Source organism: Ruegeria sp. BI12, assembly GCF_056537985.1.
In genome coordinates, this window is sequence record NZ_JBQFSL010000001.1 from 1668026 (window position 1) to 1693673 (window position 25648).

The window sequence follows — 25648 nt, forward strand, 5'->3', positions numbered from 1 at the left end:
TCAGGCTGTCGCCGCGGCGGGGACTTGGCGGTGATCCATCCAGCTTTGAATGCGCGCGATCTGATCGGCGTTAAGCCGCAGGCCCATCTTGTTTCTGCGCCAAACAACATCCTCAGCCGAACGCGCATATTCCTTGTCCATCAGCCACTCCAATTCCTGCGCCGTCAGCGTAGCACCGAAATCCTCTCCCAGATCGGATGCCGATTTGGCATCACCCAAAATCACTTTGGCCTCAGTGCCATAGGCACGCACGAGACGTTCTGCCCAACCGCGATCCAAGAAGGTGTAGTTGGCCAAAAGTGCCTCAACCAAATCCGGCACATCGCCCACGGGAAAATCTCCGCCCGGAAGTGATACACCTGCAGTCCAGGGACCGGGAAGATCCGAAAAGTGTTCCGACACTTTATCCATCGCGCTTTCGGCCAGACGACGATACGTGGTGATCTTGCCCCCAAATACATTCAGCACGGGCGCCCCACCCTGTGCGTCAACTTTCAGCGTATAATCACGCGTCGCGGCCGTGGCGCTGCTCGCCCCGTCGTCATACAATGGGCGCACCCCGGAGTAAGTCCACACAATGTCATCGCGGGTGACCGGTTTTTCGAAGTACTTCGAAGCAAATGCACAAAGATAGTCCTGCTCTGCCTCGGTACAGGTCGGCGGCGCATCGGCGTCCGGGTGGTCCTGATCTGTTGTGCCGATCAGTGTAAAGTCCCGTTCATAGGGAATGGCGAAAATGATCCGCCCATCTTCGCCCTGAAAAAAATAGCATTTGTCGTGATCAAAAAGCTTGGGCGTCACGATATGGCTGCCGCGCACAAGTCGCACGCCTTCGCGAGAGTCAACGTGGATCTTGTTCTGGATGATGTCCCCAACCCAAGGCCCACCAGCGTTGATTAGCATTTTAGCCTGCACCATCTGCGTGTCACCGGTCTGCTTATCGCGGATCGTGATCTCCCACAGATCGTCCGCACGCTTAGCCGACAGTACTTCGGTCTGAACAAGGACACGTGCTCCGCGTGCTTCGGCGTCGCGGGCGTTTAGCACCACCAGCCGGGAATCCTCGATCCAACAGTCCGAGTATTCGTAAGCTGTGTGGAACTTGTCCTGCAGTGGCCCACCTTCCGGTGCATTTTGCAAATTCAGAGAGGTTGTCCCCGGCAAGATCTTGCGCCCACCCAGATTGTCATACAGGAACAAGCCCAAACGGATCAGCCAAGCCGGGCGGCGTCCACGCATCCACGGCATCACCGTGCTGAGAAGACGAGAAGTCGGCGTTTCAGAATCGAACCTCATATCCTTGTGATAGGGCAACACAAAACGCATTGGCCAACTGATATGCGGCATTGCCCGCAACAGTGTTTCACGCTCGATCAGTGCCTCGCGCACAAGGCGGAACTCGAAGTATTCCAGATACCGCAAGCCGCCGTGAAACAGCTTGGTCGAAGCCGATGAGGTTGCCGAGGCAAGATCGTTCATCTCTGCCAATGTCACGGACAATCCGCGACCGGCAGCGTCGCGCGCGATACCGCAACCGTTGATCCCGCCGCCAATGATGAAGAGGTCCGTGACCTTGTCCGTGTGCCGTTCCATGTCCGGATGATTCTCTTTGTTGAAAAAAACGGGTTAATTAACCCGATGAACCCGCGTTTCGTCAACGTATTCTTTCGTTTTTTTTCGCTTTGTCGCCACACATCTAATTATTTTATAGGGATTTTCGAACAACGCTCTTGGAGAAAACTGAATTTTAGAACAAAAACGAACACAATCTTCGCTTCGGAGCTCACCATGTCCCTTTCCTTCCGTCAGTCAGACATTTTGAACATCGCCAGACAGGATGGCCGCGTCATGGTAGAAGAGCTGGCTGCACAATTCGGGGTCACTGTTCAGACTATTCGTCGCGATCTGTCCGAACTGGCCGATATGGGCAAGCTGGATCGGGTTCACGGCGGCGCCGTCATACGCTCGGGTGTGTCGAATATTGGCTATGAGGACCGTCGCGCCCTGAACGATGAAGCCAAGGCGCGCATTGCCTCGACCTGTGCAAAAGACATCCCCGATGGTGCATCCGTTTTTATGAACATCGGCACCTCGACCGAAGCTGTCGCGCGCCAGTTGATGAAACATAAGGACCTGATGGTCGTCACAAACAATATGAACGTCGCGAATATTCTGGCAGAGAACGTCGAATGCGAAATCGTGGTCGCCGGTGGTGTGTTGCGGCGGTCGGATGGCGGGCTAATCGGTAATCTGACGGTCTCGACCATCCGGCAATTCAAATTCGATTATGCAATCGTTGGCTGCTCCGCACTGGATGCTGACGGCGATTTGCTGGACTTCGATTTTCAAGAGGTGCATGTCAGCCAAACGATCCTGGCTCAGACGCGGCGCACTTTTCTTGTAGCCGACCACTCAAAGTTCCAGCGTGCCGCGCCGGCCCGTATCACCTCATTGGCTGAGATCGACACGTTCTATACTGACCAGCCTTTGCCGGACCGTTTGAGCAACAGGTGTCAGGAGTGGAAGACCACCCTGCGCATTTGCAAATAGCCTTCTAAGTGGTTCGCGCAAAAGGCGAACTTAGTGAAACTTTTCTTGCCAGCCCTCCTTGTGCCTGACAGTATCCCTGTATTGCGTTCGTAACATGGAATGGGAGAACCGGGCCATGATAGCGCTTTTATTTGCGTTACTTACAGCCGTCATGGGGCTGAATTATTTTCGACAAAAAACTGCAGCCAATGCGCTGTTTTTTATCACGCTGGCGTTGAGTGTGTACTGGCTGAAATTCCACGCCACCTCCCAACTGACAATCCAACTGTAGGGGTGATGATGACACCGGAACTGTCCAGAACCCTGAATGCCATCGGCATGCTGGCCGTCAGCCTCGTGCTGCTGTTGGCCTATATTTACCAACTCTCGCTTTACGAGTTGCCCTGCCCGCTTTGCCTGCTGCAGCGCGTTGGTTTTGTCGCCGTGGGGGTCGGGCTGGGATTGAATTTGCTATACGGCGCGCGGCCGCAGCACTATGCCTTGATGTTGATCGCGGCGCTTTACGGCGGAAGCGTATCTGTGCGTCAGATCCTTCTGCATATCGTTCCGGGCACCGGCCATTACGGTTCACCCGTATTGGGACTGCATTACTACACCTGGGCGGCTATCTGCTTTTTCCTGATCCTATTGGGAACTGCGGTCATGCTGCTGTTCGATCGCCAATACGCTGACGATACCTCAGATCAGCCGCGTTTTGGTGGAAGCACTCTGGCCAAAACGGCCTTTTTCGTCATGCTAGGTCTGGCGGTTCTAAATGCCGGCTCAACTCTGCTTGAGTGTGGTCCAGGCATTTGCGCCGACCCGCCAACCAGCTACAAATTGATTGACGAACTGGGCACCAACAACTGAGGATGGGGAAACCTTCCCGAACGGAGGCACGAAGATGGGGCTACTTGGGCAGCCGCTGGGCTACTATGACTACCTGACATTTGTTGCGCTGATTTTGCTATTGGCCGCCATAATGGCGCTGTTTCTGTTCGTGATGGGCCTGCCAGGCCGCATCGCGATTAAACGCAATCACCCGCATGCCGAAGCCATAAAAATAATGGGATGGATGGGGTTTCTGGCCATAGTGCCATGGGTGCATGCGTTTATCTGGGCTTTCCACGACGGCACGGTCGTCGATATCCGCCGGATGCCCGATGATGAACGTGAGGCGGTTCGCAAAGAAATCAAACGCTTGGGCGGTGAGTTGACGGAAGAATACCGCGACCCGCTTGATCCGGAAGAGACGAAAAAGAGCTAAGGCCAAAGGAAACTACTGAATATGTTTGTCGCCCTAGGCATTACGCTTTTCTACATCATTTTTGTCTGGCTTATCTTCTTCAAGTTCCAGTGGCTGAAGTTCAACATCATGTGGGGCATCGTATCCTTCTGGGTAGGCGCGCATCTGCTGCTTATATTTCTGGTTGCCCTTCGGTTCTTTCAGCCGTTTTCCATCGATAGCCATGTTGTGCGTTCGACCATCCAGATCGTGCCTCGTCTGACGGAACCAACCATCCTAACCGAGGTGCTGGTTGAACCCAATGCCGAGGTCAAGAAGGGTGATCCGTTGTACCGCTTTGATGACACCGTGTTTGCGCTGGAGGTTGAAGAAGCCACAGCGCAACTTGTGGCGGCAGAGCAGAACGCCAAGATACTCGAACAGGACGTTATTGCTGCGGCCGAAGCGATTGAACGCGCCAACGCGCAGCTTGCCTATGCTCGAACTCAACAGGCCCGATACGAAAACCTTGTACCCGCTGGCGGTGCCCGTCAGGACGAGCTGGATCGCTGGAACGAACAGGTCACCGAGGATCAGGCTCAGGTCAAAGAGGCCACGGCAAATCTGGAAAAGGCGCAACTGGCGCTGGATTCTCAGATTGACGGGGTGAACACGGGTATTCTTCAGGCGCAAGCGCAATTGGACAAAGCCCAGTACTTTCTGGACAACACAACAATCTACGCCCCCGAAGATGGGATGATCGTGTCTCAACAGGCGCGTCCCGGTCTGGTCGTCGGCGATATCCGTCTGGGCGCAATTGCCAGTTTTGTCACCAAGGACAATCCGTACATTTTGGCCACGTACCGACAGCAGAACCTGAAATTTGTCGAGGTCGGCCAACCCGTTGAGGTTGCCCTTGATCTGTATCCTGGAGAAATCCTGACCGGCAAGGTCGAGGCTATCTGGTGGGCAACCCGACAGGGTCAGTACCTGCCATCGGGCCGCCTGCCCGGTTTTGAGCTGCCCAAACTGCCCGGACGCATCGCGGTCCAGATTTCGGTCGACATCCCGGACGGGCATACCTTTCCCGCCGGTGGCCACGCAGCCGTGGCGATCTATACTGGGCAGGGGAAAAGTTTTGAGTTCCTGAGGCGGATCAACATCCGGCTGTATTCCTTCGCCAACTTCATTCGACCACTGGATATCTAAGGACAATTGCGATGACCCGGGCCAGACTATACCGCCGATTGATGGGAACGGCCCTATGCGCCGCCCTGTTGGTCGGCTGCACGCCAGTTGGCCCGGATTTCGTGCGCCCGAACTCTCCGGTCGTAAAACAGTGGATCGAGGTCAACAGCCCAAGTGCCGGGCAAAGCGGACTGACTTCGCGCAGCGCGCCTGTGGTAAAATGGTGGGAGACCTTCAACGACCCCACCCTCAACAAGCTGATCGCTGAGGCTTATGCCCAGAACCTTGACCTACAGGTCGCGGGTGCCCGCGTCTTGCAAGCGCGCGCGCAGTTGGGCATCGCGTTCGGCGAGCTTTATCCTCAATCGCAGGCCATTGGTGCCTCTATTGAACGCCGTCAGGTCAGCGATAACCTCGGACCGATTTCCGATATCCGTCGGATCATCCCGCTGGATACCGAGTTTTCGACCTCGCAGGTCGGGTTTGATGCCCAATGGGAATTGGATGTCTGGGGCCAGCAACGTCGCGGTGTTCAGGCCGCCCGGTCCAATCTGGCTTTGCAAGTGGCCAACTATGACGACGCGCTTGTTACCCTGACCGGCGATGTTGCCGCCCTGTATGTCAACATCCGTGCCTTGCAGGAGTCGCTGGCCGTGGCGCGCGACAACATCAAACTGCAACAGGAATCCGCGGACCTGACCCAATTGCGGTTTAACAACGGCGTCACGACCGAACTGGACGTTCAGGAATCGCTGGCCTTGTTGAACAACACCAAGGCTTTGGTCCCAGAGATTGAAAGTGATCTTCAACAAGCCAAGAACGCTTTGGCTGTGCTGCTGGGAACCACGCCATCCCGCATGACCAGCCTGCTGGGCAATTCCGGGCGCATACCGTCTGCGCGTTCGAACGTCTCCGTAGGTGTCCCTGCGGAGCTTCTGCGTCGCCGTCCGGACGTACGCGCGGCCGAGTTGGCAGCAGCTACGCAATCGGCGCAGGTTGGGATCGCCTTGGCCGACCTATACCCTCAGTTCGTCCTGTCCGGTGCAATTGGTCTGCAGGCCTCCGGCGGGCAGGATCTGTTTTCCTCGGGCAGCACAACCGGGCTGGCAAATGCCGGCGTTGTCTGGAACGTACTGAACTATGGCCGGATCAAGAACAATGTGCGCTCGCAGGATGCGGCCTATCAGGCGCTGATCGCCAATTACCAGAACACAGTTCTTACCGCCTATTCCGAAGTTGAAAGTGCGATGGTGGCTTATGCGCAGTCCCGCAAACAGGTCGGGTTCTACGAAAACAGCGTGGCCGCGTCGCGCAAGGCGGCGGAAATCGCCATTGACCAGTACCGGGACGGCATCGCCAGTTATTCCCGAATTCTGAACACACAAACGGCCCTGCTGCGGTCGCAGGCGAACCTGATCCAGGCGCGCCAGCAGGTGTCCAGTAATCTGGTCGCTGTTTATAAGGGATTGGGTGGCGGATGGCAGATCCGGCAGAATCAGGAATTCCTGCCCGAAACCGTTCTGGCCGAAATGGCGTACCGCACAGATTGGGGCGATTTGCTGGAAAAAACACCAACCCGCGCCAGCTTGAACTGACTTTTACTTCGTCAACCCGCGCAAGCCGCCGGAAATCAGGATGTTAACCTCATACAGGATTCGCGGCGCCGCAAGACCGCCGGGGCTGGCCAGATAGTTCGGGCTCCATTCCGGATCGAACTTCTGCTTGAAAGACCTCAGTCCTTCGAAGTGGTAAAACTGCTCGCCGTGTTCATACACGAACCCGCCGACACGGTTCCAGAATGACGCCAGCTGCCGGTTCTCAATCCCCGAAAACGGTGCTGCACCCAATGAGAACCAATGGAACCCTTGCTCTGCGCCCCAAGTCATCATCTCGGCAAACAGAGCGTCCATGATAAAGTTCGAACCGTCAGGCTCATACCGCATCAGGTCCAGCGAGAGCTCGGACTTATGCCCACCCTGAAAGAGATTGGCAAAGGCCACGATCTTTCCGGTATCCGCTTTTTTCAGGACCGCAAAATCGAAGTAAGACAGGTACTCATCGTCAAACCCGCCCAACGCGAAACCCTTTTCCTCGCCCGCCTTGTGCTCCAACCAATCGTCCGAAATCTTGCGCAGTTCGGGTAACAAAGGGCCCACTTTGTCCTTGGGAATGACCTCGAACACATATCCTTCGCGTTCGGCTCGGTTCTTGGCCTGACGAAATCGTTTGCGGGATTTGCCGTCCAGAGAGAAATCTTTCAAAGGCACGCGCGCGACCTCTCCGATTTTCAAAATGGACAGGCCCAGATCCAGAAACGTCGGAAGGTATTTGGTCGAGACGCTGTAGAACGCGCACAACTTGCCTTCGCGATCCGCCATTTCACGCAGTTGCCAGATCAGTTGCTTTCCAGCTGTTTCATCTCCAACAGGTTCACCCTTGGTGATCAGCGCATTGCCTGTGTCGGCATAGGCCAAAAAAGCATCATCATCTGGCGAGATCAGGAACTGTTTGTCGCCAGTCAGCGAAATCTGCGCCTCGGTGTCTTCGCTTTCCATGACCAGGCGCTCAACAACTTCGGGTATTTCAGTCCGGACCGGTTCCGGAACTTCGCGCCCAAAGAGCGAGTTCACTGCCACCACGCCAAGGATAACCGCCACCACAAGGCTGGATCGCAAAAAGCGCGAGGCGTCGCCGTTCCAAGCGAATTCCCACCATAAGGCGTTCTGATATTCGACATGCGAATAGGAAAACAGCCCGATCCAGAAGACGACCAGCAGCAAGGCGACTACGCTGACCAGCCACGGGATGTTCAGACGGAAAATCGACGCCCCGCTGACCCGGTAAAACGCCCCGCGAAACGTGGCCAGCAAGCCGATCGTCGCCAACATACTGATCGCCTCATGGGTATCGAGGCCCTTGGTCAGCGACGCGACGAACCCGGCAACCATCAGCAGCATCGCCACTATCCATGCGCGGTACAGCTTGCGGAACAGGCCGCGGGAAACAAGGATCAGAAGAACGCCGACAGCGCTTCCGGCAAGATGCGAAGCTTCAACGAAGGACAAAGGCAGAAAGTCCCGCAATGCGCTAAGATTCTCGCTGCCTGCTGGCAACGCCCCGGACACCAGCAGAATGACGCCCGCCACAGCTGCGACACCGGCCGCAACCATCGGCACAATCGGACGGATTACGCGGTAAACCCACGTGGCAGCTCCGCTGATGTGATGCCGGTGCGTAAGGGCCGAGGCCACTGCTATGGATAACGTCGCGATCGCAAACGGCAGGAAAGTATAGATCAACCGGTAAAGCAACAGGGCCGCGATCACGTCAGACCGACCCGAGGCCCCTAGCCCGGCGATCAGGGTCGCCTCGAACGCACCAATCCCGCCCGGAGCGTGGCTGAGGATTCCGACTGCAATTGCGCCAATGTAGATTGTGAAGAAGAACGGAAATCCGATCCCCAGATCATCCGGCATCAACACATACAGCGTCATTGATGCGCCAAACAAGTCACCCACCGCGGCCAGCGTCAGCAATCCGGGCAATTTGCCGCCTGGCAGGTTAAACCCCAATCCACCGGTGGCCAGCCTGCGTCCGCCCTTGGACAGCCAAATGAACAAAGTTGCAAAACCTACAAGCAGGCACAGCCCAATAACGGTTTCGACGGTGTCACTTATCGGCAGAACCTTGGACACCCCGTCTGGGTGAAAGGTCAGCAACCCGCCAAGCAGCAGAATGAAACCCGACCAAAATGCGATCCACGATGTGGCGATCACTCCTGCCACACGCCCCAGATCAAGGCCCAGAGACGCATAGATCCGGTACCGGATTGCCGTGCCGGTGATGTATGAGAAACCCAGGCAATTGGACACGGCATAACCGCAGGCTCCGGCCATACCGGCAACAGGCAAAGGGACTTCGCCATCCGCCACGCTTTGCACGGCAAATACATCGTAAAGTGACAGGGACAAAAAGCTGACAGCCGTCCAGCACAGGGCGAAAAACATCAGCTTCCACGATGTGTTCGCGACGTCCGTTTTCACATCGGCCCATTTGACGTGCGAAGACAGTTCATGAAGGACAGTCAGGGCAATAAGGGTGACCAGAATCGGTATCGCGATTCGGACTACGGGCTTTTCAAGAAATCCCGATACCCGCTCGGCTAGGCGCACAGCCCAGAGTTCTTCGGCGTTTTCATGAGTTGCCATGCTTTGTCCCTGCTCTCAGGCGCGATCACACTCTGCACGATCGAAACGCGCAGGCCGACTTTCGCACAATTTCGTTCAAGCTCAAAGCGCTACGGGCGTCAGACCCGACCTTTGCGCGTGGACAGCAATAGGTTAGTCTCGGACTTGGTAATCCCTTCCATACGCCGGATCTGGAACAGAACCTCGTCCAGCTCGGCCAGGGTTTCTGTCCAGATTTCCGCAATCAGATCCCAACTTCCATTGGTGGAATGCACGGCGCGCACCTGACGCATGGCGGCTACTCTGGCCATTGTACGCTCAGTCCCGCGGCCTTCGATTTCCAGCATCATCAACCCGCGTACAGGGCTTTGCGCCACGTCCTGGCGGGTGAGAACGGTAAAGCCAACAATCTCGCCGGACTGTTTGAGGCGCTGCAGGCGGCTGCGGACAGTGGTGCGTGTCACACCCAACGTTTCGGCCAGTTCAGACAGCGATGCGCGCGCGTCCCGATGTAAGGCGCTGAGCAGCCTGCTATCCAAATCGTCCATAACTACTTCTCAATTCGTTTATCAGGATGCCATTTTGAACATTTTGCTGCCTTTTCGCAAGCCATCACGAATGGGTAGATAATCATATGGATACTCAAAACATAACACTGGTCGGCGCGCCGATGGATGCGGGCAAACGTCGCCAGGGCTGCCGCATGGGACCGGACGCCTATCGGGTGGCCGGTCTGGAACAAGCTCTGACAGATCTTGGGCACCAAGTGACGGATATCGGCAATATCAGCGCCGACCCGTCAGATGTACCGGAACACCCCCACCTAGTAGCCCTGCCCGAGTGCATCGGCTGGACCAGCGCCCTGAGCCGCGCTGCGCAGGAAACCGCGCCAAAGGGTCTGCCGATTTTCATGGGCGGCGACCACGCCTTGTCCATGGGTACGGTTGCAGGCATGGCCGCGCACGCCGACCGGATCGGGCGACCGCTATTTGTACTTTGGCTCGATGCTCATAGCGACTTTCACACGCCCGACAGCACCGGCAGCGGCAATCTTCACGGAACGCCGGTCGCATATTTCACCGGGCAGCAGGGCTTTGACGCCTTCCCGCCCTTACCTGCCCCGGTTCCAACGGATCGCGTGGGCATGATTGGCCTTCGATCGGTGGACCCTGCAGAACGCGCAAGGCTGGAACAGGATCAAGCCATGCTGGCTGACATGCGCAGCATTGACGAGCACGGCATCAAAACGCCCTTGATCGCCTTCCTTGACCGCGTTCGCGCAGCAAATGGTATTTTGCACGTGTCGCTTGATGTCGATTTTCTTGATCCCTCCATTGCCCCTGCCGTGGGCACCACCGTTCCCGGCGGCGCAACCGAACGCGAAGCCCATCTGGTGATGGAACTGCTGCACGAAAGCGGTCTGGTCTGTTCACTGGATCTGGTCGAACTGAACCCGTTTCTGGATGAGCGTGGACGTACTGCAAAACTGATGGTCGATCTGGCCGCATCTCTGCTTGGGCGCCGAATCTTCGACCGCCCGACCCGGAGTTTCTGATGAATTCTCTGCAATCTCCTTCCGCTGTCGTCATGGTTCGACCGCACGAGTTTGTGTCGAACCCAGAGACTCGCCATGACAATGCGTTTCAGACACTGGCACACCGATCCGCTGAAGCGACTTCAGCAGCCGCGCGCGATGAACATGATCGCGCAGTCGAGCAACTGCGCGATGCAGGCGTCACAGTTCATGTATTCGATGATCACGGTCAACAGAACACGCCGGACAGTGTCTTTCCCAACAACTGGTTCTCGACACATCCCGGCGGGCACGTTGCGATCTATCCTATGTTTGTTCCGTCGCGTCGACGCGAACGCCGCACAGATGTTATCGAGTTGCTGAAACAGGAATACCGCGTTCAGGACGTGATCGATTATTCGGGGCTGGAACAGGACGATCTCGCACTGGAAGGTACCGGAGCAATGGTTCTCGATCACGTCGGCCGCATCGCTTACACGGTCAAGTCAAACCGCGCTGATCCCGTTTTGTTGGAGCGGTTCTGCACGAACTTCAACTACGAACCCATCGCGTTCGAAGCTAGGGACGACGCAGGCCGAGACGTTTATCACACCAATGTCCTGATGGGGATCGGCACACATTATGCACTGATCTGCCTCGACATGATCATCGATGCCGAACGCCGCGCGACCGTACAGGCGCGATTGGAAGAATCCGGTCGCACCGTAATTGATCTGTCCCATGACCAGATCGCAGACTTTGCCGGAAACACCATCGAGCTTAGTGGTCGTGATGGGCTCGTGCTGGCTCTTTCCAGCCGCGCCAAAGATGCGCTGACACCCCAACAGACCGAAATTATCGAAGACAGCGCCACTCTGCTGCCATTGTCAGTTCCAACCATAGAAACAGCCGGGGGGTCAGTACGCTGCATGATCGCCGGCATCCACCTTTCCCGCCGATAGGAGACCATGATGCAACCTTCTGACAAGGCGCTTGTGCCCTTTGTATCCGTCGACAACATGATGCGGCTGGTGCACCACATCGGACTCGAAAAGATGATCACTCAGATCGCAGCTCAGATTGAATCCGACTTCAAACGCTGGGAGAGCTTTGACAAAACCCCCCGCATCCCAGCCCACTCACCCCATGGCGTGATTGAGCTGATGCCGACCTCGGATGGCGAGGCCTACGGGTTCAAGTACGTCAACGGCCACCCAAAGAACACGTCCGAGGGCCTGCAGACCGTCACCGCCTTCGGCCTGCTGGCTGACGTTTACACCGGCTACCCGACCCTGTTGACCGAGATGACGATGTTGACCGCGCTACGCACCGCCGCGACTTCAGCATTGGTGGGCAGCTATCTGGCCCCGAAAAACTCGCGCGTTATGGCGATGATCGGCAACGGCGCGCAGTCTGAATTCCAATGTTTGGCGTTCAAGGCTATGTGTGGAATTGACACCGTACGTCTGTATGACACCGATCACGCAGCGACCGAGAAGTGTGCAGCGAACCTCAAGAACACCGGACTGACGGTCGTGCTGTGCAAAACGCCCGAAGACGCCATCGAAGGCGCGCAAATCATCACCACCTGCACAGCGGATAAGAAATATGCAACGATCCTGACCGACAACATGGTTGGACCGGGCGTACATATCAACGCCATTGGCGGAGACTGTCCCGGCAAGACCGAACTGCATCGCGACATCCTGTTGCGGTCCGAGATTTTCGTTGAGTACCCGGAACAAACGCGCATCGAGGGCGAGATTCAGGCGTTGGAAGACGACCACCCGGTGACCGAGATGTGGCAAGTTATGACCGGTCAGGCCCAAGGTCGACGCGATGATCGCCAGATCACCTTGTTCGACAGCGTCGGCTTCGCGATCGAAGATTTCTCGGCCTTGTGCTACATCCAGTCCGCCATCAAAGGCACTGATTTCTTTGAACCTTTGGACATGCTGGCCGATCCGGATGATCCACGGGATCTGTATGGGATGCTGATGCGGGCGAGCTGAAGAACCCGCACTTCGCATCAACTAACCCCCGGTTCACCACCGGGGGTTTTTTCTATCCGGCGAGCGACGGTAGGTAGAGTACGATACCGGGAAACGCCACGAGCAGCGCGATCGTCACGCCATCGGCGATGAAGAACGGGGTTACGCCTTTGAACACGTCCTGAACGCTCAGATCCGGACGCACACCTGCCACCACGAAACAGTTCAGACCAATAGGCGGCGTGATCAGGCAAAACTCGGCCATTTTCACCACCAGAATACCGAACCAAATCGCACACATCGGACCTGACATGCCAAAGGCGCTTTCTGCTGCACTGACCGTCTCACCCCCGTTCAGGGCCATGACCGCTGGGTAGACTACTGGCAGCGTCAGCAACAGCATCCCGATGGCGTCCATGAACATGCCCAAGACGGCGTAGGCCAGCAGGATACAGATCAGGATCAGCATCGGTGACATTTCCAATGAGGTGATCCAGTCTGAAAACGCACCCGGAAGATCGGCAAACCCAAGAAACCGCACGTAAATCAATACGCCCCAGATGATGGTAAATATCATCGCGGTCAGCTTGGCGGTTTCCAGCAGGGCCGATTTCAGCTCGGGCCACCGCATTCCGTGGAACAGAGCAAAACAGAAGACGATGAACGCGCCGATTGCCCCGCCTTCCGTTGGCGTACCCCAGGCTTGGTCTCCGAACGGGTTATAGACAAAACAGATGATGATCAAAATCACCGCGACAATCGGGAACGCGCCGGGCAGCGACGCAAATCGCTGCTTCCAGGTGAATCCCGTGACCGGCGGACCAACGGATTTAAATACAACCGCGATACCGACAATCAACAGGCCGTAAACAACAGCCGAGAACGCACCAGGGATAAAGCCGGCGAGCAGCAGTTTCCCCACATCCTGTTCCACGATGATTGCATATATCACAAGGATTGCGGATGGCGGGATCAATGACGCTAAGGTACCGCCTGCCGCGACCACTCCGGCCGCAAATTGTTTGTTGTAACCGACCTTCAGCATCTCGGGGATTGCGATCCGGGCAAACACAGCCGAAGTCGCGACCGAAGCACCGGAAACGGCCGCAAAACCGGCTGTAGCGAACACAGTCGAAACCGCGAGCCCCCCTGGTACCCATGCCACCCAACGCTTTGCCGCCTCGAACAACGCGCGCGTCAGGCCTGCGTAATAGGCCAGATAGCCAATCAGAATGAAGGTGGGGATCAGACTGAGCGTATGGGCGGCAACCTTGGAATGAGGCACCTGCCCGGCAGTCTTAACGGCAACCGTCACTGCCTTGCCAAAGCGGTCCGGGTCGTAGCCGAATTTGGCCCAGAAAATCCAAACCAGCCCGACAAGACCCGCGAGCCCCGCCGCGAAGGCCACGCGCATTCCGGTCACAACCAGAACCAGCAGGCCACCCGTGACCCACAGGCCAATCTCTATCGAGTCCATGCGCTAGTCCTGCCCTTCGAATTGTTCGGCTTCGGCAGCGGCCTGAGCGGCCGCATCCTGTATCAGTGGAACGGCTACGGGGCTTTCCGCCCCTACGATCAGCGCGCGACCATATCCCCAAACCTGAAGTAACAACCGCAAGCAAAGCACCGAGAACGCCACAGGTGCCAGCAGTTTGGCCGGCCAAAGCGGGATACCGATGTCGATTGAACTATCCCGGCTCCACATTGGCGCTCCAAAATCGAACGAGCGGTCAAAATGGGACCAGCTGCCCCACACTAAGGCCAGCATTAGCAGCAGGATCAGAAGAACCGAGATAAGCTCGAACAACCAAAGCGCCCGTCCATGTAGACGCGAGATGACAATGTCCATCCGGATGTGACCACCATCGCGCTGTACATATGAAATGCCCAAAAACGCAATCAATGGCATCGCCTGTTCGATCCAGTCGACATACCCGGGCAAAGGTGCATTGATCGCATTGCGTCCGCTGACCGAGACCACTGCCAGAACCATAAGGCTGAACACGGCGATACCGCTGATCAGAGCCAGAAACCGTTCCAACCTCAGCAACTTACGATCCAAAGAACTCAGGAGGCTGCTGTCCTCAAGCACCGTGGCCTGTCCTGCCATTGCGGTGTTCCCCTGTATTTTATTGGTGTCCGGGCGCCCCGATAGGCACCCGGATTTAGTGCTTAGTTGCCGCTACGTTGCTGTTCCAGCGTGGACTGGACCAGGTCGTACAGGTCCTGCGCAGGCAGACCCTGAGCGGACATATCCGCAATCCACTGTTCGCGGATCGGGTCAGCGGCCTTTGTGCGGAACTCGGCGATCACGGCGTCGTCGATCTGTACTTTTTGGACGCCCTTTTCATCCAAAACACTGTCCCACTGGTCTAGCAGCGTTCCGTAATTGGCCAGATAGTGATCAATTGCTTCATCGATCGAGCTGTCCAACGCTTCGCGATGCTCGGCAGGTAGTGCCTCATAGGCGTCAATGTTGACAACAACCGGGCAGTTCACGGTTCCAGGGTTCAGGTTGGCTGTCCACCAGTCCGCCTCGTTGATCGTGCCAAAGGACAGGTGCGCGTGCTGGGCAAAGGCGACGGTGTCCACAACACCCGATTCCATAGCATTGAACGCCTCGGTTGCGGGAACCGAGGTCGGCACACCACCAACGGCTTCGAATGCCTGGCCAAGACCGCCTGTAGCGCGGACGCGCATCCCTTCAAACTCGGCTAGTTCATCGCGCGGATCACCGGTGCCAACGAGATTGTATTGAGGCATCGGCGAGGTCATGATGATACGCGCATTCCACTGCGCCATTTCATCCTTAACGGCGGGATGGTCGTAGACCGCGTGGCTGACGGCAACTTCCTCGTCAAGATTACCGACGCCCAGGAACGGCAGTTCAAGAACGGTGATCGCGCGGTTTTTGTCGCGATGGTAACCGGCACAGAATTGAGCCATTTCAAACGCGCCGATTTCGATGCCATCCAGATTTTCGCGCGGTTTGGACAGGCCACCATAGCTGACATTGATGGTGAAATCGCCGTTTGTCTTTTCGCTGACCAGTTCGGCCAGTTTCTCGACATGCTCGGTGAACGCCCGACGTTTGCCCCACACCGAGGCATTCCATTCAGTTGCGGCTGCCTCGGACACGAACGCAACACACAGGGCGGCCACAGCAGAGCCGCTCAGAATCTTTTTCATATTGATTTCTCCCATTGCTGCACCCCCTTGCCGGGGCGCTTGCGATCAAAGCTAGCGCCAACATGGGTATGTGCCAACCCCCGGCCATCATTCGCGGCCAGCAAGTCGCGACTTCGTTGAGCGCTAACAACCAAAAGGTGAGTCGCAGATTCAAATTAGATGGAAACAGGCGACGGATTTCTGCTGTAATTTTCGTTACACTCAAAGTTATGTAAAATAAGTGTTTTTCCTGATCAAAGCTACTTTGTTTACAAAATGATCCCGAGGAAAAAAAATAATTTACAAACTAATCGTGAAAAAACGGTAATTTATTTCCTTGTTTTCACCTCTCCGTATTATTGCGCACAAGGAGGAAACAGATCGACATCGCCCGTTCAGCAGGCAAAATCGATCTGATTCAATATGGTCCAGAGGGAGGAGCCTCAGAATGACAACCGCTGCCCAGGCAGAAGCCAATACCTTTCCGCCATCCGCCGAAACCGTAGCCCGCTCGCATGTAAATGCTGAAAAATACAACGAAATGTATGCGGCCTCGATCAACGATCCCGTCGCTTTCTGGGACGAACAAGGCAAGCGTGTCGACTGGATCAAGCCCTACACCCAGGTCAAGGACGTCAGCTATGATTTCGGCTCGGTTGGAATCAATTGGTATGCAGACGGGACACTGAACGTTTCGGCCAACTGCCTGGACCGTCACCTGAAAACCCGCGGCGATCAAACCGCGATCATCTGGGAGCCGGATGATCCAAACGACGAAGCCCAGCACATCACCTATGCTGAGCTGCACCGCCGCACCTGCCGGATGGCCAATATTCTGGAGACCATGGGCGTGCGCAAGGGCGACCGGGTCGTGATCTATATGCCGATGATCCCCGAGGCCGCCTATGCCATGTTGGCCTGTGCGCGCATCGGCGCGATCCACTCTATCGTTTTTGCAGGGTTCTCGCCTGACGCTCTGGCGGCTCGTGTAAATGGCTGCGACGCAAAGGTTCTGATCACCGCCGATGAGGCCCCGCGTGGTGGTCGCAAAACCCCACTGAAATCCAACGCTGACGCCGCCCTGCTGCACTGCAAGGACACCGTTAAATGTCTGGTCGTCAAGCGCACTGGTGGTCAGACCACCTGGATCGACGGTCGCGACTATGACTACAACGAAATGGCACTTGAAGCAGATGACTACTGCGCGCCCACGGAGATGAACGCCGAGGATCCCTTGTTCATCCTCTACACCTCCGGCTCGACTGGGCAACCCAAGGGTGTGGTACATACCACCGGCGGATATCTTGTCTATGCTGCAATGACGCACGAGATCACCTTTGATTACCAAGAGGGCGACGTCTACTGGTGCACGGCGGATGTGGGCTGGGTCACCGGCCACAGCTATATCGTCTATGGCCCATTGGCCAATGGCGCAACGACACTGATGTTCGAAGGCGTCCCAACCTTTCCTGATGCGGGCCGGTTCTGGGAAGTTTGCGCCAAGCACAAGGTCAATCAGTTCTATACCGCACCAACCGCGATCCGCGCTTTGATGGGGCAAGGTAATGAATGGGTCGAGAAGCACGATCTGAGCGATCTGAAAATCCTCGGTACCGTTGGTGAACCGATCAACCCCGAAGCCTGGAACTGGTACAATGAGGTAGTCGGCAAAGGCAATTGCCCCATCGTAGATACATGGTGGCAGACCGAGACCGGTGGTCATCTGATGACCCCCCTGCCCGGCGCGCACGCGATGAAGCCGGGCGCAGCGATGAAACCATTCTTCGGCATTCAGCCGGTCGTGCTAGACCCGCAATCTGGCGTCGAGATCACCGGAAACGGTGTCGAAGGCGTTCTGTGCATCAAAGACAGCTGGCCGGGTCAGATGCGCACCGTCTGGGGTGATCATGAACGGTTCGAGAAGACCTATTTTGCGGATTACAAAGGTTACTACTTTACCGGTGACGGTTGCCGCCGTGATGAAGATGGCGACTACTGGATCACCGGTCGTGTAGACGACGTAATCAACGTCTCGGGCCACCGCATGGGCACGGCCGAGGTCGAAAGCGCTCTGGTCGCGCACGCCGCGGTCGCTGAAGCTGCTGTGGTCGGCTATCCGCATGAAATCAAAGGACAAGGTATCTATTGCTATGTCACTCTGATGAATGACCGCGAGCCGTCGGATGAGCTGCTGAAAGAGCTGCGCACCTGGGTCCGGACCGAGATCGGCCCGATTGCGTCGCCCGACGTGATCCAGTGGGCACCCGGTCTGCCCAAGACCCGTTCAGGCAAGATCATGCGCCGTATCCTGCGCAAAATTGCCGAGAATGACTTTGGCGCATTGGGTGACACTTCGACACTTGCCGATCCATCGGTGGTCGAAGACCTGATCGAAAACCGAGCAAACAAGTGAGGATGTGATGGACGCTGCCACGATCACCACACCCGCTGTTCTGATCCTTCTCGGCCCTCCGGGTGCCGGGAAGGGAACACAGGCCCGTATGCTCGAGGATAAGTTCGGGCTGGTTCAACTCAGCACTGGCGACCTGCTGCGCGCCGCTGTTGCGGCAGAAACCGATGCTGGCAAAGCCGCAAAGGCCGTGATGGAAGCTGGTGATCTGGTCAGCGACGACATCGTCATTGCCATCCTTCGTGATCGCCTAGCTGAACCGGATTGCGCCAAGGGCGTCATTCTGGACGGCTTTCCACGCACCACGGTTCAGGCCGAGGCGCTGGACGGGTTGCTGTCGGAAACCGGTCAGAAGATCAACGCCGCCATCAGCCTTGAAGTCGAAGACGGTGAAATGGTGATCCGTATCTCGGGCCGCTACACCTGCGCCGGATGTGGCGAAGGGTTCCATGACACGTTCAAGATCCCTGCCGTTAAAGGCAAATGCGACAAATGCGGCAGTACCGAGTTCAAGCGCCGCGCTGATGATAATGCCGAAACCGTCGCCTCACGTCTGGCGGCCTATCATGCGCAAACCGCGCCGCTGATTACCTATTACCAAGACCACGGTGTTCTGAAAGGTCTGAACGCCATGGGCAATATCGACGACATCGCAGGCAATCTGGAAAGGATCGTCAGCGACGCGATGAACTAAGGGAAGACGGCCCGCCCTGAATAAGGGCCCAATTCCTAAAGGAAAACTTCAAAGGACCCGCTTTGGCGGACCGGAGAAGTCTTGCCTGATGCCGCCCTGGCATTCGGCATATCGAAAAGCGGCCCCGCGCATTGGAGGTTTAGGACAACGGGCCGCCTATGGAGGAAGCGAAGGAGGAACCCGCAATGGCGGATCAATCAACAAACTCCGCGCAGACTGCCGAGGCCGACAAAGGCTATTGGCAGGCGAACCTGCGTCTCATCTACATCAGCCTCGTGATCTGGGCGCTGGTGTCTTTTGGATTCGGCATTCTGCTGCGTCCGCTGCTGTCTGGCATCGCCGTTGGCGGCACCGATCTGGGCTTTTGGTTCGCTCAGCAGGGATCAATCCTGGTCTTTTTGGTGCTGATCTTCAACTACGCCTGGCGCATGAACAAGCTGGACGCCGAATACGGCGTGGATGAGGAGTAAGCGGAATGGACCAGTTTACCATCAACCTGCTCTTTGTCGGTGCGTCGTTTGCGCTGTACATCGGCATCGCGATCTGGGCCCGCGCGGGCTCCACATCGGAATTCTACGCCGCCGGTCGCGGCGTTCACCCGGTTACAAACGGTATGGCGACCGCAGCGGACTGGATGTCCGCAGCCTCGTTCATCTCGATGGCGGGCCTGATTGCCTTTACTGGCTATGACAACTCGACCTTCCTGATGGGTTGGACCGGTGGCTACGTGCTGCTGGCTCTGCTGCTTGCGCCCTACCTGCGTAAGTTCGGCAAGTACACCGTCTCGGAATTCATCGGCGACCGTTTCTACAGCCAGACCGCACGCGTTGTTGCGGTGATCTGTCTGATCGTTGCGTCGGTGACCTACGTGATTGGTCAGATGACCGGCGTGGGCGTGGCCTTTGGTCGTTTCCTTGAGGTTTCGAACACTTCCGGTCTTCTGATCGGTGCCTGTGTTGTGTTTGCCTACGCGGTATTCGGTGGGATGAAGGGCGTGACCTACACTCAGGTCGCTCAGTACTGCGTGCTGATCACCGCCTACACCATCCCGGCGATCTTCATCTCTCTGCAGCTGACCGGTACGCCCGTTCCGGCACTGGGTCTGTTCAGCGATACTGCAAGCGGTGAGCCTCTGCTGACCAAGCTGGACGCGATCGTGACGGAACTGGGCTTTGCCGAGTATACAGCGCATCATTCGAACACGCTGAACATGGTGCTGTTCACGCTGTCACTGATGATCGGTACTGCCGGTCTGCCGCACGTGATTATGCGCTTCTTCACCGTGCCGAAAGTGTCTGACGCACGCTGGTCGGCTGGCTGGACGCTGGTCTTCATCGCTCTGCTGTACCTCACCGCCCCAGCGGTTGGCGCAATGGCGCGTCTGAACATCACCGACATGATGTGGCCCAATGGTGGCATCGAGGGCGGCGCTGTTTCGGTCGAAGATATCGACAATGATCCGCGTTACGACTGGATGCAGACATGGCAGAAAACCGGTCTTCTGGACTGGGAAGACAAGAACGGCGACGGTAAAATCCAGTACTACAACGACAAGAATGCCGACATGCAGGCACTTGCCGAAGAAAAAGGCTGGGTCGGTAACGAGCTGACCAAGTTCAACCGCGACATCCTGGTTCTGGCCAACCCCGAAATTGCCAACCTGCCGGGTTGGGTGATCGGTCTGGTCGCTGCCGGTGGTCTTGCGGCTGCTCTGTCGACCGCTGCGGGTCTGTTGCTGGCGATCTCGTCGGCGGTGTCCCACGACCTTGTCAAAGGTGCGATCAACCCGCAAATCTCTGAAAAAGGAGAGCTGCTGGCCGCTCGTATCGCCATGGCTGTTGCCATCGTCGTTGCAACCTACCTGGGTCTGAACCCACCGGGCTTTGCAGCGCAAACCGTGGCCTTGGCCTTTGGTCTGGCGGCTGCCTCGATCTTCCCGGCACTGATGATGGGTATCTTCTCGACCCGCATCAACAACACCGGCGCGGTTGCGGGCATGTTGGCTGGTCTGACCGTCACTCTGGTCTACATCTTCCTGCACAAGGGCTGGTTGTTCATTCCTGGCACAAACTCGTTCACTGATGCTGACCCGCTTCTGGGTCCGATCAAGTCGACCTCGTTCGGCGCCATCGGTGCAATGATCAACTTTGCAGTCGCATTTGTTGTCGCCGGAATGACAAAAGAGACTCCGAGGGAGATCGTTGAATTGGTCGAAAGCGTGCGCATTCCCCGTGGCGCGGGCGCAGCTCAGAGTAAGTGAGCATGACGCGGCATATGGTTAACTTTCCTGTGCCGCGTTTTTCGATCAACTTTTCCCGTCCGGCACTCCACCGGGCGGGATTTTTAAACCAGAAACCAAGGAGTGATTGATGCCCCTGTCCCATGACCAGATCACCCGGTTTCTAAAGTCCGTACATCCCTATGATGCCCTGCCCCCGGAAACGTTGGATCAGATCGCAAAGCAGATTGAGGTATGGGAGGTCGACGAGGACTTTCCTGTATACGAATTGGGGCACACCCTGCCCGGCGTCTTTGTGATCTACGAGGGGCAAGTTGAGATTACCGATGAGAACGACGCCGTCGTGTCCCATCTTGGCCTGCGGAACTCGTTCGGAGAGCGCGGCCTGCTAAAGGACGGCAAGGCCGCGACCAAAGCGCGGGCACATACGCCATCCGTGTTGCTGGTTTTGCCCCCCGACCTGGTGCGCCAACTTATAGATGGCCACGACGTCGTTTCGAAGTTTTTTAACCGGACCCGTTCAAACCGATCTGGTCCGCAGAGCTTGGCCACAAGTGCAATCGACGTTCTGATGGCCCATAACCCTGCGACCTGCACGCCGGGCACACCGGTTCAGGAAGCCGCCCGGATGATGCGCGACAAGCACATTTCCTCGCTTTGTGTAACCGAAGCAGATGATCTTCTGGGCATCGCCACACTGCGCGACATCTCAGGCAAATTCGTGGCCAATGGCATGTCTGCCGACACGCCGATCTCAGCGATCATGACGGCAAACCCGATCACCCTGTCACCTTCGGATATTGGCTCGGACGTTTTGCATGTGATGATGGAACGCGGGATCGGCCACATTCCGATCAGCGAGGGGGGTCGTCTAGTCGGTATCGTGACGCAGACGGATCTGACCCACTATCAGGCGGTTAACTCGGCAGAGTTGGTCCGCAGGATCGCTCAAGCGGACACGGCAGATCAAATGGCGGCGGTGACCGCTGAAATCCCGCAACTGCTGGTGCAATTGGTTGCGGCCGGAAACAGGCATGAAATCGTAACCCGCCTGATCACCGATATCGCAGATACGGCGACCCGTCGCCTGCTTAAACTGGCCGAAGACAAACTGGGCCCCCCACCCGTTCCCTACCTGTGGCTGGCTTGCGGATCACAGGGGCGGCAGGAGCAGACCGGCGTATCCGATCAGGACAATTGCCTGATGCTGGATGACAGCGTTTCGGACGCGGATATGGGCTACTTCGCAAAGCTGGCAAAATTCGTCTCGGATGGGCTGGATGTTTGTGGTTATTTCTATTGCCCCGGCGACATGATGGCCACTAACCCGCGCTGGTGTCAGCCCGTTCGTGTCTGGGGCGAGTACTTCAACGGCTGGATCGCCAAACCAAATCCCGAAGCACAGATGCTGGCTTCGGTCATGTTCGACCTGCGGCCGATAGGAGGAGCCTTTCACCTGTTCGACGATCTGCAGGCCGAGACTTTGGCAGCCGCCAACGCAAACTCGATCTTTGTCGCACATATGATCTCGAACTCACTGAAACACACGCCTCCACTGGGTCTTTTGCGCGGGTTTGCGACGATCCGGTCCGGTGAGCATCGCAACACTTTGGACCTAAAGCACAATGGGGTGGTGCCGGTAGTTGATCTGGCGCGTATATACAGCCTGCAAGGCCGATTGACCGAAGCCAACACAAGGGCGCGCCTGAAATCAGCTGCATCTGGCGGAATCCTCAGCCCATCGGGGGCGAGGGATTTACTGGATGCCTATGACTTGATTGCAGAAACCCGACTTGAGCATCAGGTAAGGCTTGTGAAGCGCGATCAAAAGCCTGACAATTTCCTTCCGCCCTCGGATCTGTCGGATTTTGAGCGAAGTCATCTTCGCGATGCGTTCGTTGTGGTAAAAACCATGCAATCGGCAGTTGGTCACGGCAAGGGAATGCTGGGCTAAAGCGGCAGACACACGGAGAGTCACATGTTTCTGGAACTGATCGGCACCATCTTTGCAGGCATTGCTTTTGCAGGCGTCGTGATGGTGTTGAACAAATTGACGGGCGGCCGCCTGCCCCGTTGGATGACACCTGTCGCGGCAGGTCTTGGTATGATCGGAATGACGATCGCCAGCGAGTACTCATGGTATGACCGCACCCGCGACACCCTTCCCGAAGGCATGACTGTCATACAAGAGGTCGAAAGCCGCGCTTTCTATCGCCCTTGGACCTATGCCGTTCCCTTTGTGGACCGCTTTGCCGCCATCGATGCCGGTTCTGTGCGTACCAACGAACAAGTACCGGAACAGCGACTGGTCGAGCTATACCTCTTTGGTCGTTGGGCTCCTGTTTCGAAGCTACCAGTAATCGTCAACTGCAAAGAGTTCAGCCGCGCCAACCTCGCAGACGGGGCGCAATTCGCCGATGACGGCCGGTTGCTGAACGCCGACTGGATTGACGTCACCGCCAACGACCCAATCGTCGAGGCGACCTGCGGAGTGTAACATGCTGAACCGGTTAAGCCTGCGTCTGCGCATTTTCCTGTTCTTCTGCCTGCTGGCTGTAGGTGCATTGGCCGTCAGTTCACTGGCATTGTGGATCAGCTACCGTCGCGTTGCAGATCCCGATCTTTTTGATGCCTTCATCTTTGCTGAAATTCTGATGGGTTTTGGATTTTTAGCCCTGATCGCAGCTGTTTGGCTGTTGTTTGACGACAATGTCGCCAAACCAATCGAACGGATATCCGCCCAGCTCAGGGCGCGCGCGCATGCCGGGGTCAGCACCGAATTGGACGCGCAGGCCGCGCGATATCTGGGTGATCTGGCACCAGCCGCAGCCGGGCTCGCCAACCAACTGTCAGGCAAAACAATGGATGTCGCACAGGCCGTAGCCGAGGAAACTGCGCATCTGGCCGAGGAAAAGGAACGACTGACGGCCCTGTTGACCGAAATCCCGGTTGCGATGCTTCTGGCCAGCCCAACCCACAAGATCGTTTTGTATGATGGACAAGCCGCCGAAGTTCTGGCGCAGATCGCACATCCAAGATTAAATGCTTCGCTTTTCGAATACCTGAAGTCCGACTTGCTGGAAGAGGCTTATGCAAAACTGGTGAAAACCGGGCTTGAGGTTACCTGCACTTTGACCGGCATTGACGGAGCGCAAAGTTACAGCGCGCGCATGAAACCACTTGGCGGCGCGCCCGGATACATGCTGGTCTTTGAAGACAGTACAGCAAACCTTGCGCCCGAAGCCGCACGGCCTTTGGTCTATGATTTCGACTTGCTGAACGCGACCCCGGGCGAGACCGTTGAAAGCCTTGCACTGAAAGACTTGTGCTTTGTCGTGTTTGACACCGAAACCACCGGCCTGCTGCCGCATAAAGACGAAATTGTTCAGATTGGGGCTGTTCGGGTTGTCAACGGACGTATTGTCGACGGGGAACAGCTGGACATGCTGGTCGATCCCGGAATTCCAATTCCGCCGGCTTCAACCAAGGTACATAAGATTAGCGATCATATGGTGCAGGGTGCGCCGGACATTTACGAGGCCGGGCGCGTGCTACATCAATTCGCCCGTGACGCAGTTATCGTGGCCCACAACGCGCCTTTCGACATGGCATTTTTACGGCGACATGCGAACCTGATGAAGGTCGAATGGGATCACCCAATTCTGGACACAGTTCTGTTGTCCGCTGTTCTGTTCGGGGCAAGTGACAAACACACTCTGGATGCCGTGTGTGAACGGTTGGACATCACAATCCCCGAACATCTGCGCCACACCGCCCTTGGCGATGCCGTAGCAACCGCCGAGGCGCTTGTTAGGATGCTGCCGATGTTGAAAGCGCGCGGCATGACGACCTTTGGTGACGTTATCGAAGCTACGCGGCAACATGGTCGTCTGCTGGAAGACCTGAATTAATCTGAAAAACCCATAATCCGGGCGCAGCTTTTCATGGACAAACCCGACGCATCGTGGCACCTGAGGCGCGGCCACGGGATGAGCGCGCAATGACGGAAAAACACTTTACCCCAACCCCGGATCAAAGCACCGCTTTCCGCGAGGCGTTGGGGTGTTTCGGAACCGGCGTGACTGTGATCACCACGGACACCGATCAAGGCCCACGGGCTATCACAGTCAACTCATTCACCTCGGTGTCGCTGGATCCGCCACTTGTCTTGTGGTGTCTGGCCAAAGATTCCAACCGGTTCGATGATTTCAACGCCAGCCGGCACTATTCGATCCATGTGATGGGGCAGGATCAGCAGGAACAGGCCCTGCGCTTTGCCCGCGATGGCAAGGACTTCTCGCACGCCGAATGGGCCCATGACACGATACGCCGGCCACAATTATCCGATTGCCTGGCCCGGTTCGACTGTCAGGTGCACGCCCAACACGATGCCGGAGATCACCTGATCATCGTTGGTGAGGTTCAAAAGGTCATGTACCGGACCGGTAAAGGTTTGATCTTTAAACGCGGTCAATTTGGCGGCTTTGCAGATCTGATCTGACGG

Annotated in this window: 23 protein-coding genes; 17 read left to right on the forward strand and 6 right to left on the reverse strand. The window is 56.7% G+C overall.

The annotated features are described in order from the left end of the window. A complete protein-coding gene (glpD, locus tag ACR0AK_RS08540) occupies window positions 1–1593 on the reverse strand; it encodes a glycerol-3-phosphate dehydrogenase (RefSeq protein ID WP_480793005.1) in 1593 nt (530 codons plus the stop codon). Window positions 1594–1788: 195 nt separating this feature from the next. Here glpD and ACR0AK_RS08545 point away from each other — a divergent pair, with 195 nt between their 5' ends. The 6 genes from ACR0AK_RS08545 (at window position 1789) to ACR0AK_RS08570 (ending at window position 6537) form a co-directional block, all read left to right on the forward strand. After that, window positions 1789–2550, forward strand: a complete 762-nt coding sequence (locus tag ACR0AK_RS08545; protein WP_480793006.1) for a DeoR/GlpR family DNA-binding transcription regulator — start codon at window positions 1789–1791, stop codon at window positions 2548–2550. Window positions 2551–2665: 115 nt separating this feature from the next. Further along, a complete protein-coding gene (locus ACR0AK_RS08550) occupies window positions 2666–2821 on the forward strand; it encodes a DUF5993 family protein (RefSeq protein WP_170557747.1) in 156 nt (51 codons plus the stop codon). A gap of 8 nt (window positions 2822–2829) precedes the next feature. Next, window positions 2830–3399 carry a disulfide bond formation protein B gene (locus ACR0AK_RS08555; protein WP_170559316.1) on the forward strand — a complete coding sequence of 190 codons (570 nt, stop codon included), beginning with the start codon at window positions 2830–2832 and terminating at the stop codon, window positions 3397–3399. A 34-nt stretch (window positions 3400–3433) separates the two neighbouring features. After that, entirely contained in the window at window positions 3434–3796 is a 363-nt protein-coding gene (locus tag ACR0AK_RS08560) for a DUF3302 domain-containing protein (RefSeq protein WP_480793007.1), read from the forward strand. A 21-nt stretch (window positions 3797–3817) separates the two neighbouring features. Beyond that, window positions 3818–4963, forward strand: a complete 1146-nt coding sequence (locus ACR0AK_RS08565; protein ID WP_480793008.1) for an HlyD family secretion protein — start codon at window positions 3818–3820, stop codon at window positions 4961–4963. 11 nt (window positions 4964–4974) lie between these two features. Continuing rightward, window positions 4975–6537 carry an efflux transporter outer membrane subunit gene (locus ACR0AK_RS08570; RefSeq protein WP_480793009.1) on the forward strand — a complete coding sequence of 521 codons (1563 nt, stop codon included), beginning with the start codon at window positions 4975–4977 and terminating at the stop codon, window positions 6535–6537. Between the two features lie 3 nt (window positions 6538–6540). Here ACR0AK_RS08570 and mprF read toward each other — a convergent pair whose 3' ends face one another. Next, a complete protein-coding gene (gene mprF, locus ACR0AK_RS08575; RefSeq protein ID WP_480793010.1) occupies window positions 6541–9150 on the reverse strand; it encodes a bifunctional lysylphosphatidylglycerol flippase/synthetase MprF in 2610 nt (869 codons plus the stop codon). 98 nt (window positions 9151–9248) lie between these two features. Next, window positions 9249–9677, reverse strand: a complete 429-nt coding sequence (locus ACR0AK_RS08580; protein WP_170412437.1) for an Lrp/AsnC family transcriptional regulator — start codon at window positions 9675–9677, stop codon at window positions 9249–9251. Window positions 9678–9763: 86 nt separating this feature from the next. Between ACR0AK_RS08580 and rocF the strand changes: the two genes are divergently transcribed. From rocF to ACR0AK_RS08595, 3 genes are read left to right on the forward strand one after another with little or no spacing between them, the layout of a single operon-like run. Continuing rightward, window positions 9764–10684 (forward strand): arginase, encoded by a 921-nt coding sequence (rocF, locus tag ACR0AK_RS08585; protein ID WP_170557769.1) that lies wholly within the window; start codon window positions 9764–9766, stop codon window positions 10682–10684. Then, on the forward strand, window positions 10684–11604 hold the full coding sequence (gene ctlX, locus ACR0AK_RS08590; RefSeq protein WP_480793011.1) for a citrulline utilization hydrolase CtlX: 921 nt from the start codon (window positions 10684–10686) through the stop codon (window positions 11602–11604). Before rocF ends, ctlX begins: the two co-directional genes overlap by 1 nt. 6 nt (window positions 11605–11610) lie before the next feature. Then, a complete protein-coding gene (locus ACR0AK_RS08595) occupies window positions 11611–12654 on the forward strand; it encodes an ornithine cyclodeaminase (RefSeq protein ID WP_170557773.1) in 1044 nt (347 codons plus the stop codon). Between the two features lie 52 nt (window positions 12655–12706). Here the strand turns inward: ACR0AK_RS08595 and ACR0AK_RS08600 are convergent, their stop codons facing one another. From ACR0AK_RS08600 to dctP, 3 genes are all read right to left on the reverse strand, one after another. Continuing rightward, a complete protein-coding gene (locus tag ACR0AK_RS08600) occupies window positions 12707–14110 on the reverse strand; it encodes a TRAP transporter large permease (RefSeq protein WP_170557775.1) in 1404 nt (467 codons plus the stop codon). A 3-nt stretch (window positions 14111–14113) separates the two neighbouring features. Beyond that, on the reverse strand, window positions 14114–14743 hold the full coding sequence (locus ACR0AK_RS08605; protein WP_170557777.1) for a TRAP transporter small permease: 630 nt from the start codon (window positions 14741–14743) through the stop codon (window positions 14114–14116). A 62-nt stretch (window positions 14744–14805) separates the two neighbouring features. After that, window positions 14806–15822 carry a TRAP transporter substrate-binding protein DctP gene (gene dctP, locus ACR0AK_RS08610; RefSeq protein ID WP_480793012.1) on the reverse strand — a complete coding sequence of 339 codons (1017 nt, stop codon included), beginning with the start codon at window positions 15820–15822 and terminating at the stop codon, window positions 14806–14808. Window positions 15823–16249: 427 nt separating this feature from the next. Between dctP and acs the strand changes: the two genes are divergently transcribed. The 8 genes from acs (at window position 16250) to ACR0AK_RS08650 (ending at window position 25645) form a co-directional block, all read left to right on the forward strand. Continuing rightward, window positions 16250–18214 carry an acetate--CoA ligase gene (gene acs, locus ACR0AK_RS08615; RefSeq protein WP_480793013.1) on the forward strand — a complete coding sequence of 655 codons (1965 nt, stop codon included), beginning with the start codon at window positions 16250–16252 and terminating at the stop codon, window positions 18212–18214. 7 nt (window positions 18215–18221) lie between these two features. Beyond that, window positions 18222–18905 (forward strand): adenylate kinase, encoded by a 684-nt coding sequence (locus ACR0AK_RS08620; RefSeq protein ID WP_480793014.1) that lies wholly within the window; start codon window positions 18222–18224, stop codon window positions 18903–18905. A gap of 185 nt (window positions 18906–19090) precedes the next feature. Then, window positions 19091–19375 carry a DUF4212 domain-containing protein gene (locus ACR0AK_RS08625; RefSeq protein WP_058274238.1) on the forward strand — a complete coding sequence of 95 codons (285 nt, stop codon included), beginning with the start codon at window positions 19091–19093 and terminating at the stop codon, window positions 19373–19375. Window positions 19376–19380: 5 nt separating this feature from the next. Further along, a complete protein-coding gene (locus tag ACR0AK_RS08630) occupies window positions 19381–21165 on the forward strand; it encodes a sodium:solute symporter family protein (protein WP_480793015.1) in 1785 nt (594 codons plus the stop codon). 109 nt (window positions 21166–21274) lie between these two features. Next, a complete protein-coding gene (locus tag ACR0AK_RS08635; protein WP_480793016.1) occupies window positions 21275–23098 on the forward strand; it encodes a DUF294 nucleotidyltransferase-like domain-containing protein in 1824 nt (607 codons plus the stop codon). A gap of 24 nt (window positions 23099–23122) precedes the next feature. Beyond that, complete coding sequence (locus tag ACR0AK_RS08640; protein WP_480793017.1) at window positions 23123–23641, forward strand: hypothetical protein; 519 nt, start codon at window positions 23123–23125, stop codon at window positions 23639–23641. 1 nt (window position 23642) lies between these two features. Further along, entirely contained in the window at window positions 23643–25055 is a 1413-nt protein-coding gene (locus ACR0AK_RS08645; protein WP_480793018.1) for a 3'-5' exonuclease, read from the forward strand. Window positions 25056–25144: 89 nt separating this feature from the next. Beyond that, entirely contained in the window at window positions 25145–25645 is a 501-nt protein-coding gene (locus tag ACR0AK_RS08650) for a flavin reductase family protein (RefSeq protein ID WP_170557791.1), read from the forward strand. Window positions 25646–25648 lie beyond the last annotated feature (3 nt).

Bases quoted from the DNA above. Each gene is read 5' to 3' on its own strand.
- glpD (WP_480793005.1), bottom strand. From the start codon at position 1,593: ATGGAACGGCACACGGACAAGGTCACGGACCTCTTCATCATTGGCGGC.
- ACR0AK_RS08545 (WP_480793006.1), top strand. From the start codon at position 1,789: ATGTCCCTTTCCTTCCGTCAGTCAGACATTTTGAACATCGCCAGACAG.
- ACR0AK_RS08550 (WP_170557747.1), top strand. From the start codon at position 2,666: ATGATAGCGCTTTTATTTGCGTTACTTACAGCCGTCATGGGGCTGAAT.
- ACR0AK_RS08555 (WP_170559316.1), top strand. From the start codon at position 2,830: ATGACACCGGAACTGTCCAGAACCCTGAATGCCATCGGCATGCTGGCC.
- ACR0AK_RS08560 (WP_480793007.1), top strand. From the start codon at position 3,434: ATGGGGCTACTTGGGCAGCCGCTGGGCTACTATGACTACCTGACATTT.
- ACR0AK_RS08565 (WP_480793008.1), top strand. From the start codon at position 3,818: ATGTTTGTCGCCCTAGGCATTACGCTTTTCTACATCATTTTTGTCTGG.
- ACR0AK_RS08570 (WP_480793009.1), top strand. From the start codon at position 4,975: ATGACCCGGGCCAGACTATACCGCCGATTGATGGGAACGGCCCTATGC.
- mprF (WP_480793010.1), bottom strand. From the start codon at position 9,150: ATGGCAACTCATGAAAACGCCGAAGAACTCTGGGCTGTGCGCCTAGCC.
- ACR0AK_RS08580 (WP_170412437.1), bottom strand. From the start codon at position 9,677: ATGGACGATTTGGATAGCAGGCTGCTCAGCGCCTTACATCGGGACGCG.
- rocF (WP_170557769.1), top strand. From the start codon at position 9,764: ATGGATACTCAAAACATAACACTGGTCGGCGCGCCGATGGATGCGGGC.
- ctlX (WP_480793011.1), top strand. From the start codon at position 10,684: ATGAATTCTCTGCAATCTCCTTCCGCTGTCGTCATGGTTCGACCGCAC.
- ACR0AK_RS08595 (WP_170557773.1), top strand. From the start codon at position 11,611: ATGATGCAACCTTCTGACAAGGCGCTTGTGCCCTTTGTATCCGTCGAC.
- ACR0AK_RS08600 (WP_170557775.1), bottom strand. From the start codon at position 14,110: ATGGACTCGATAGAGATTGGCCTGTGGGTCACGGGTGGCCTGCTGGTT.
- ACR0AK_RS08605 (WP_170557777.1), bottom strand. From the start codon at position 14,743: ATGGCAGGACAGGCCACGGTGCTTGAGGACAGCAGCCTCCTGAGTTCT.
- dctP (WP_480793012.1), bottom strand. From the start codon at position 15,822: ATGAAAAAGATTCTGAGCGGCTCTGCTGTGGCCGCCCTGTGTGTTGCG.
- acs (WP_480793013.1), top strand. From the start codon at position 16,250: ATGACAACCGCTGCCCAGGCAGAAGCCAATACCTTTCCGCCATCCGCC.
- ACR0AK_RS08620 (WP_480793014.1), top strand. From the start codon at position 18,222: ATGGACGCTGCCACGATCACCACACCCGCTGTTCTGATCCTTCTCGGC.
- ACR0AK_RS08625 (WP_058274238.1), top strand. From the start codon at position 19,091: ATGGCGGATCAATCAACAAACTCCGCGCAGACTGCCGAGGCCGACAAA.
- ACR0AK_RS08630 (WP_480793015.1), top strand. From the start codon at position 19,381: ATGGACCAGTTTACCATCAACCTGCTCTTTGTCGGTGCGTCGTTTGCG.
- ACR0AK_RS08635 (WP_480793016.1), top strand. From the start codon at position 21,275: ATGCCCCTGTCCCATGACCAGATCACCCGGTTTCTAAAGTCCGTACAT.
- ACR0AK_RS08640 (WP_480793017.1), top strand. From the start codon at position 23,123: ATGTTTCTGGAACTGATCGGCACCATCTTTGCAGGCATTGCTTTTGCA.
- ACR0AK_RS08645 (WP_480793018.1), top strand. From the start codon at position 23,643: ATGCTGAACCGGTTAAGCCTGCGTCTGCGCATTTTCCTGTTCTTCTGC.
- ACR0AK_RS08650 (WP_170557791.1), top strand. From the start codon at position 25,145: ATGACGGAAAAACACTTTACCCCAACCCCGGATCAAAGCACCGCTTTC.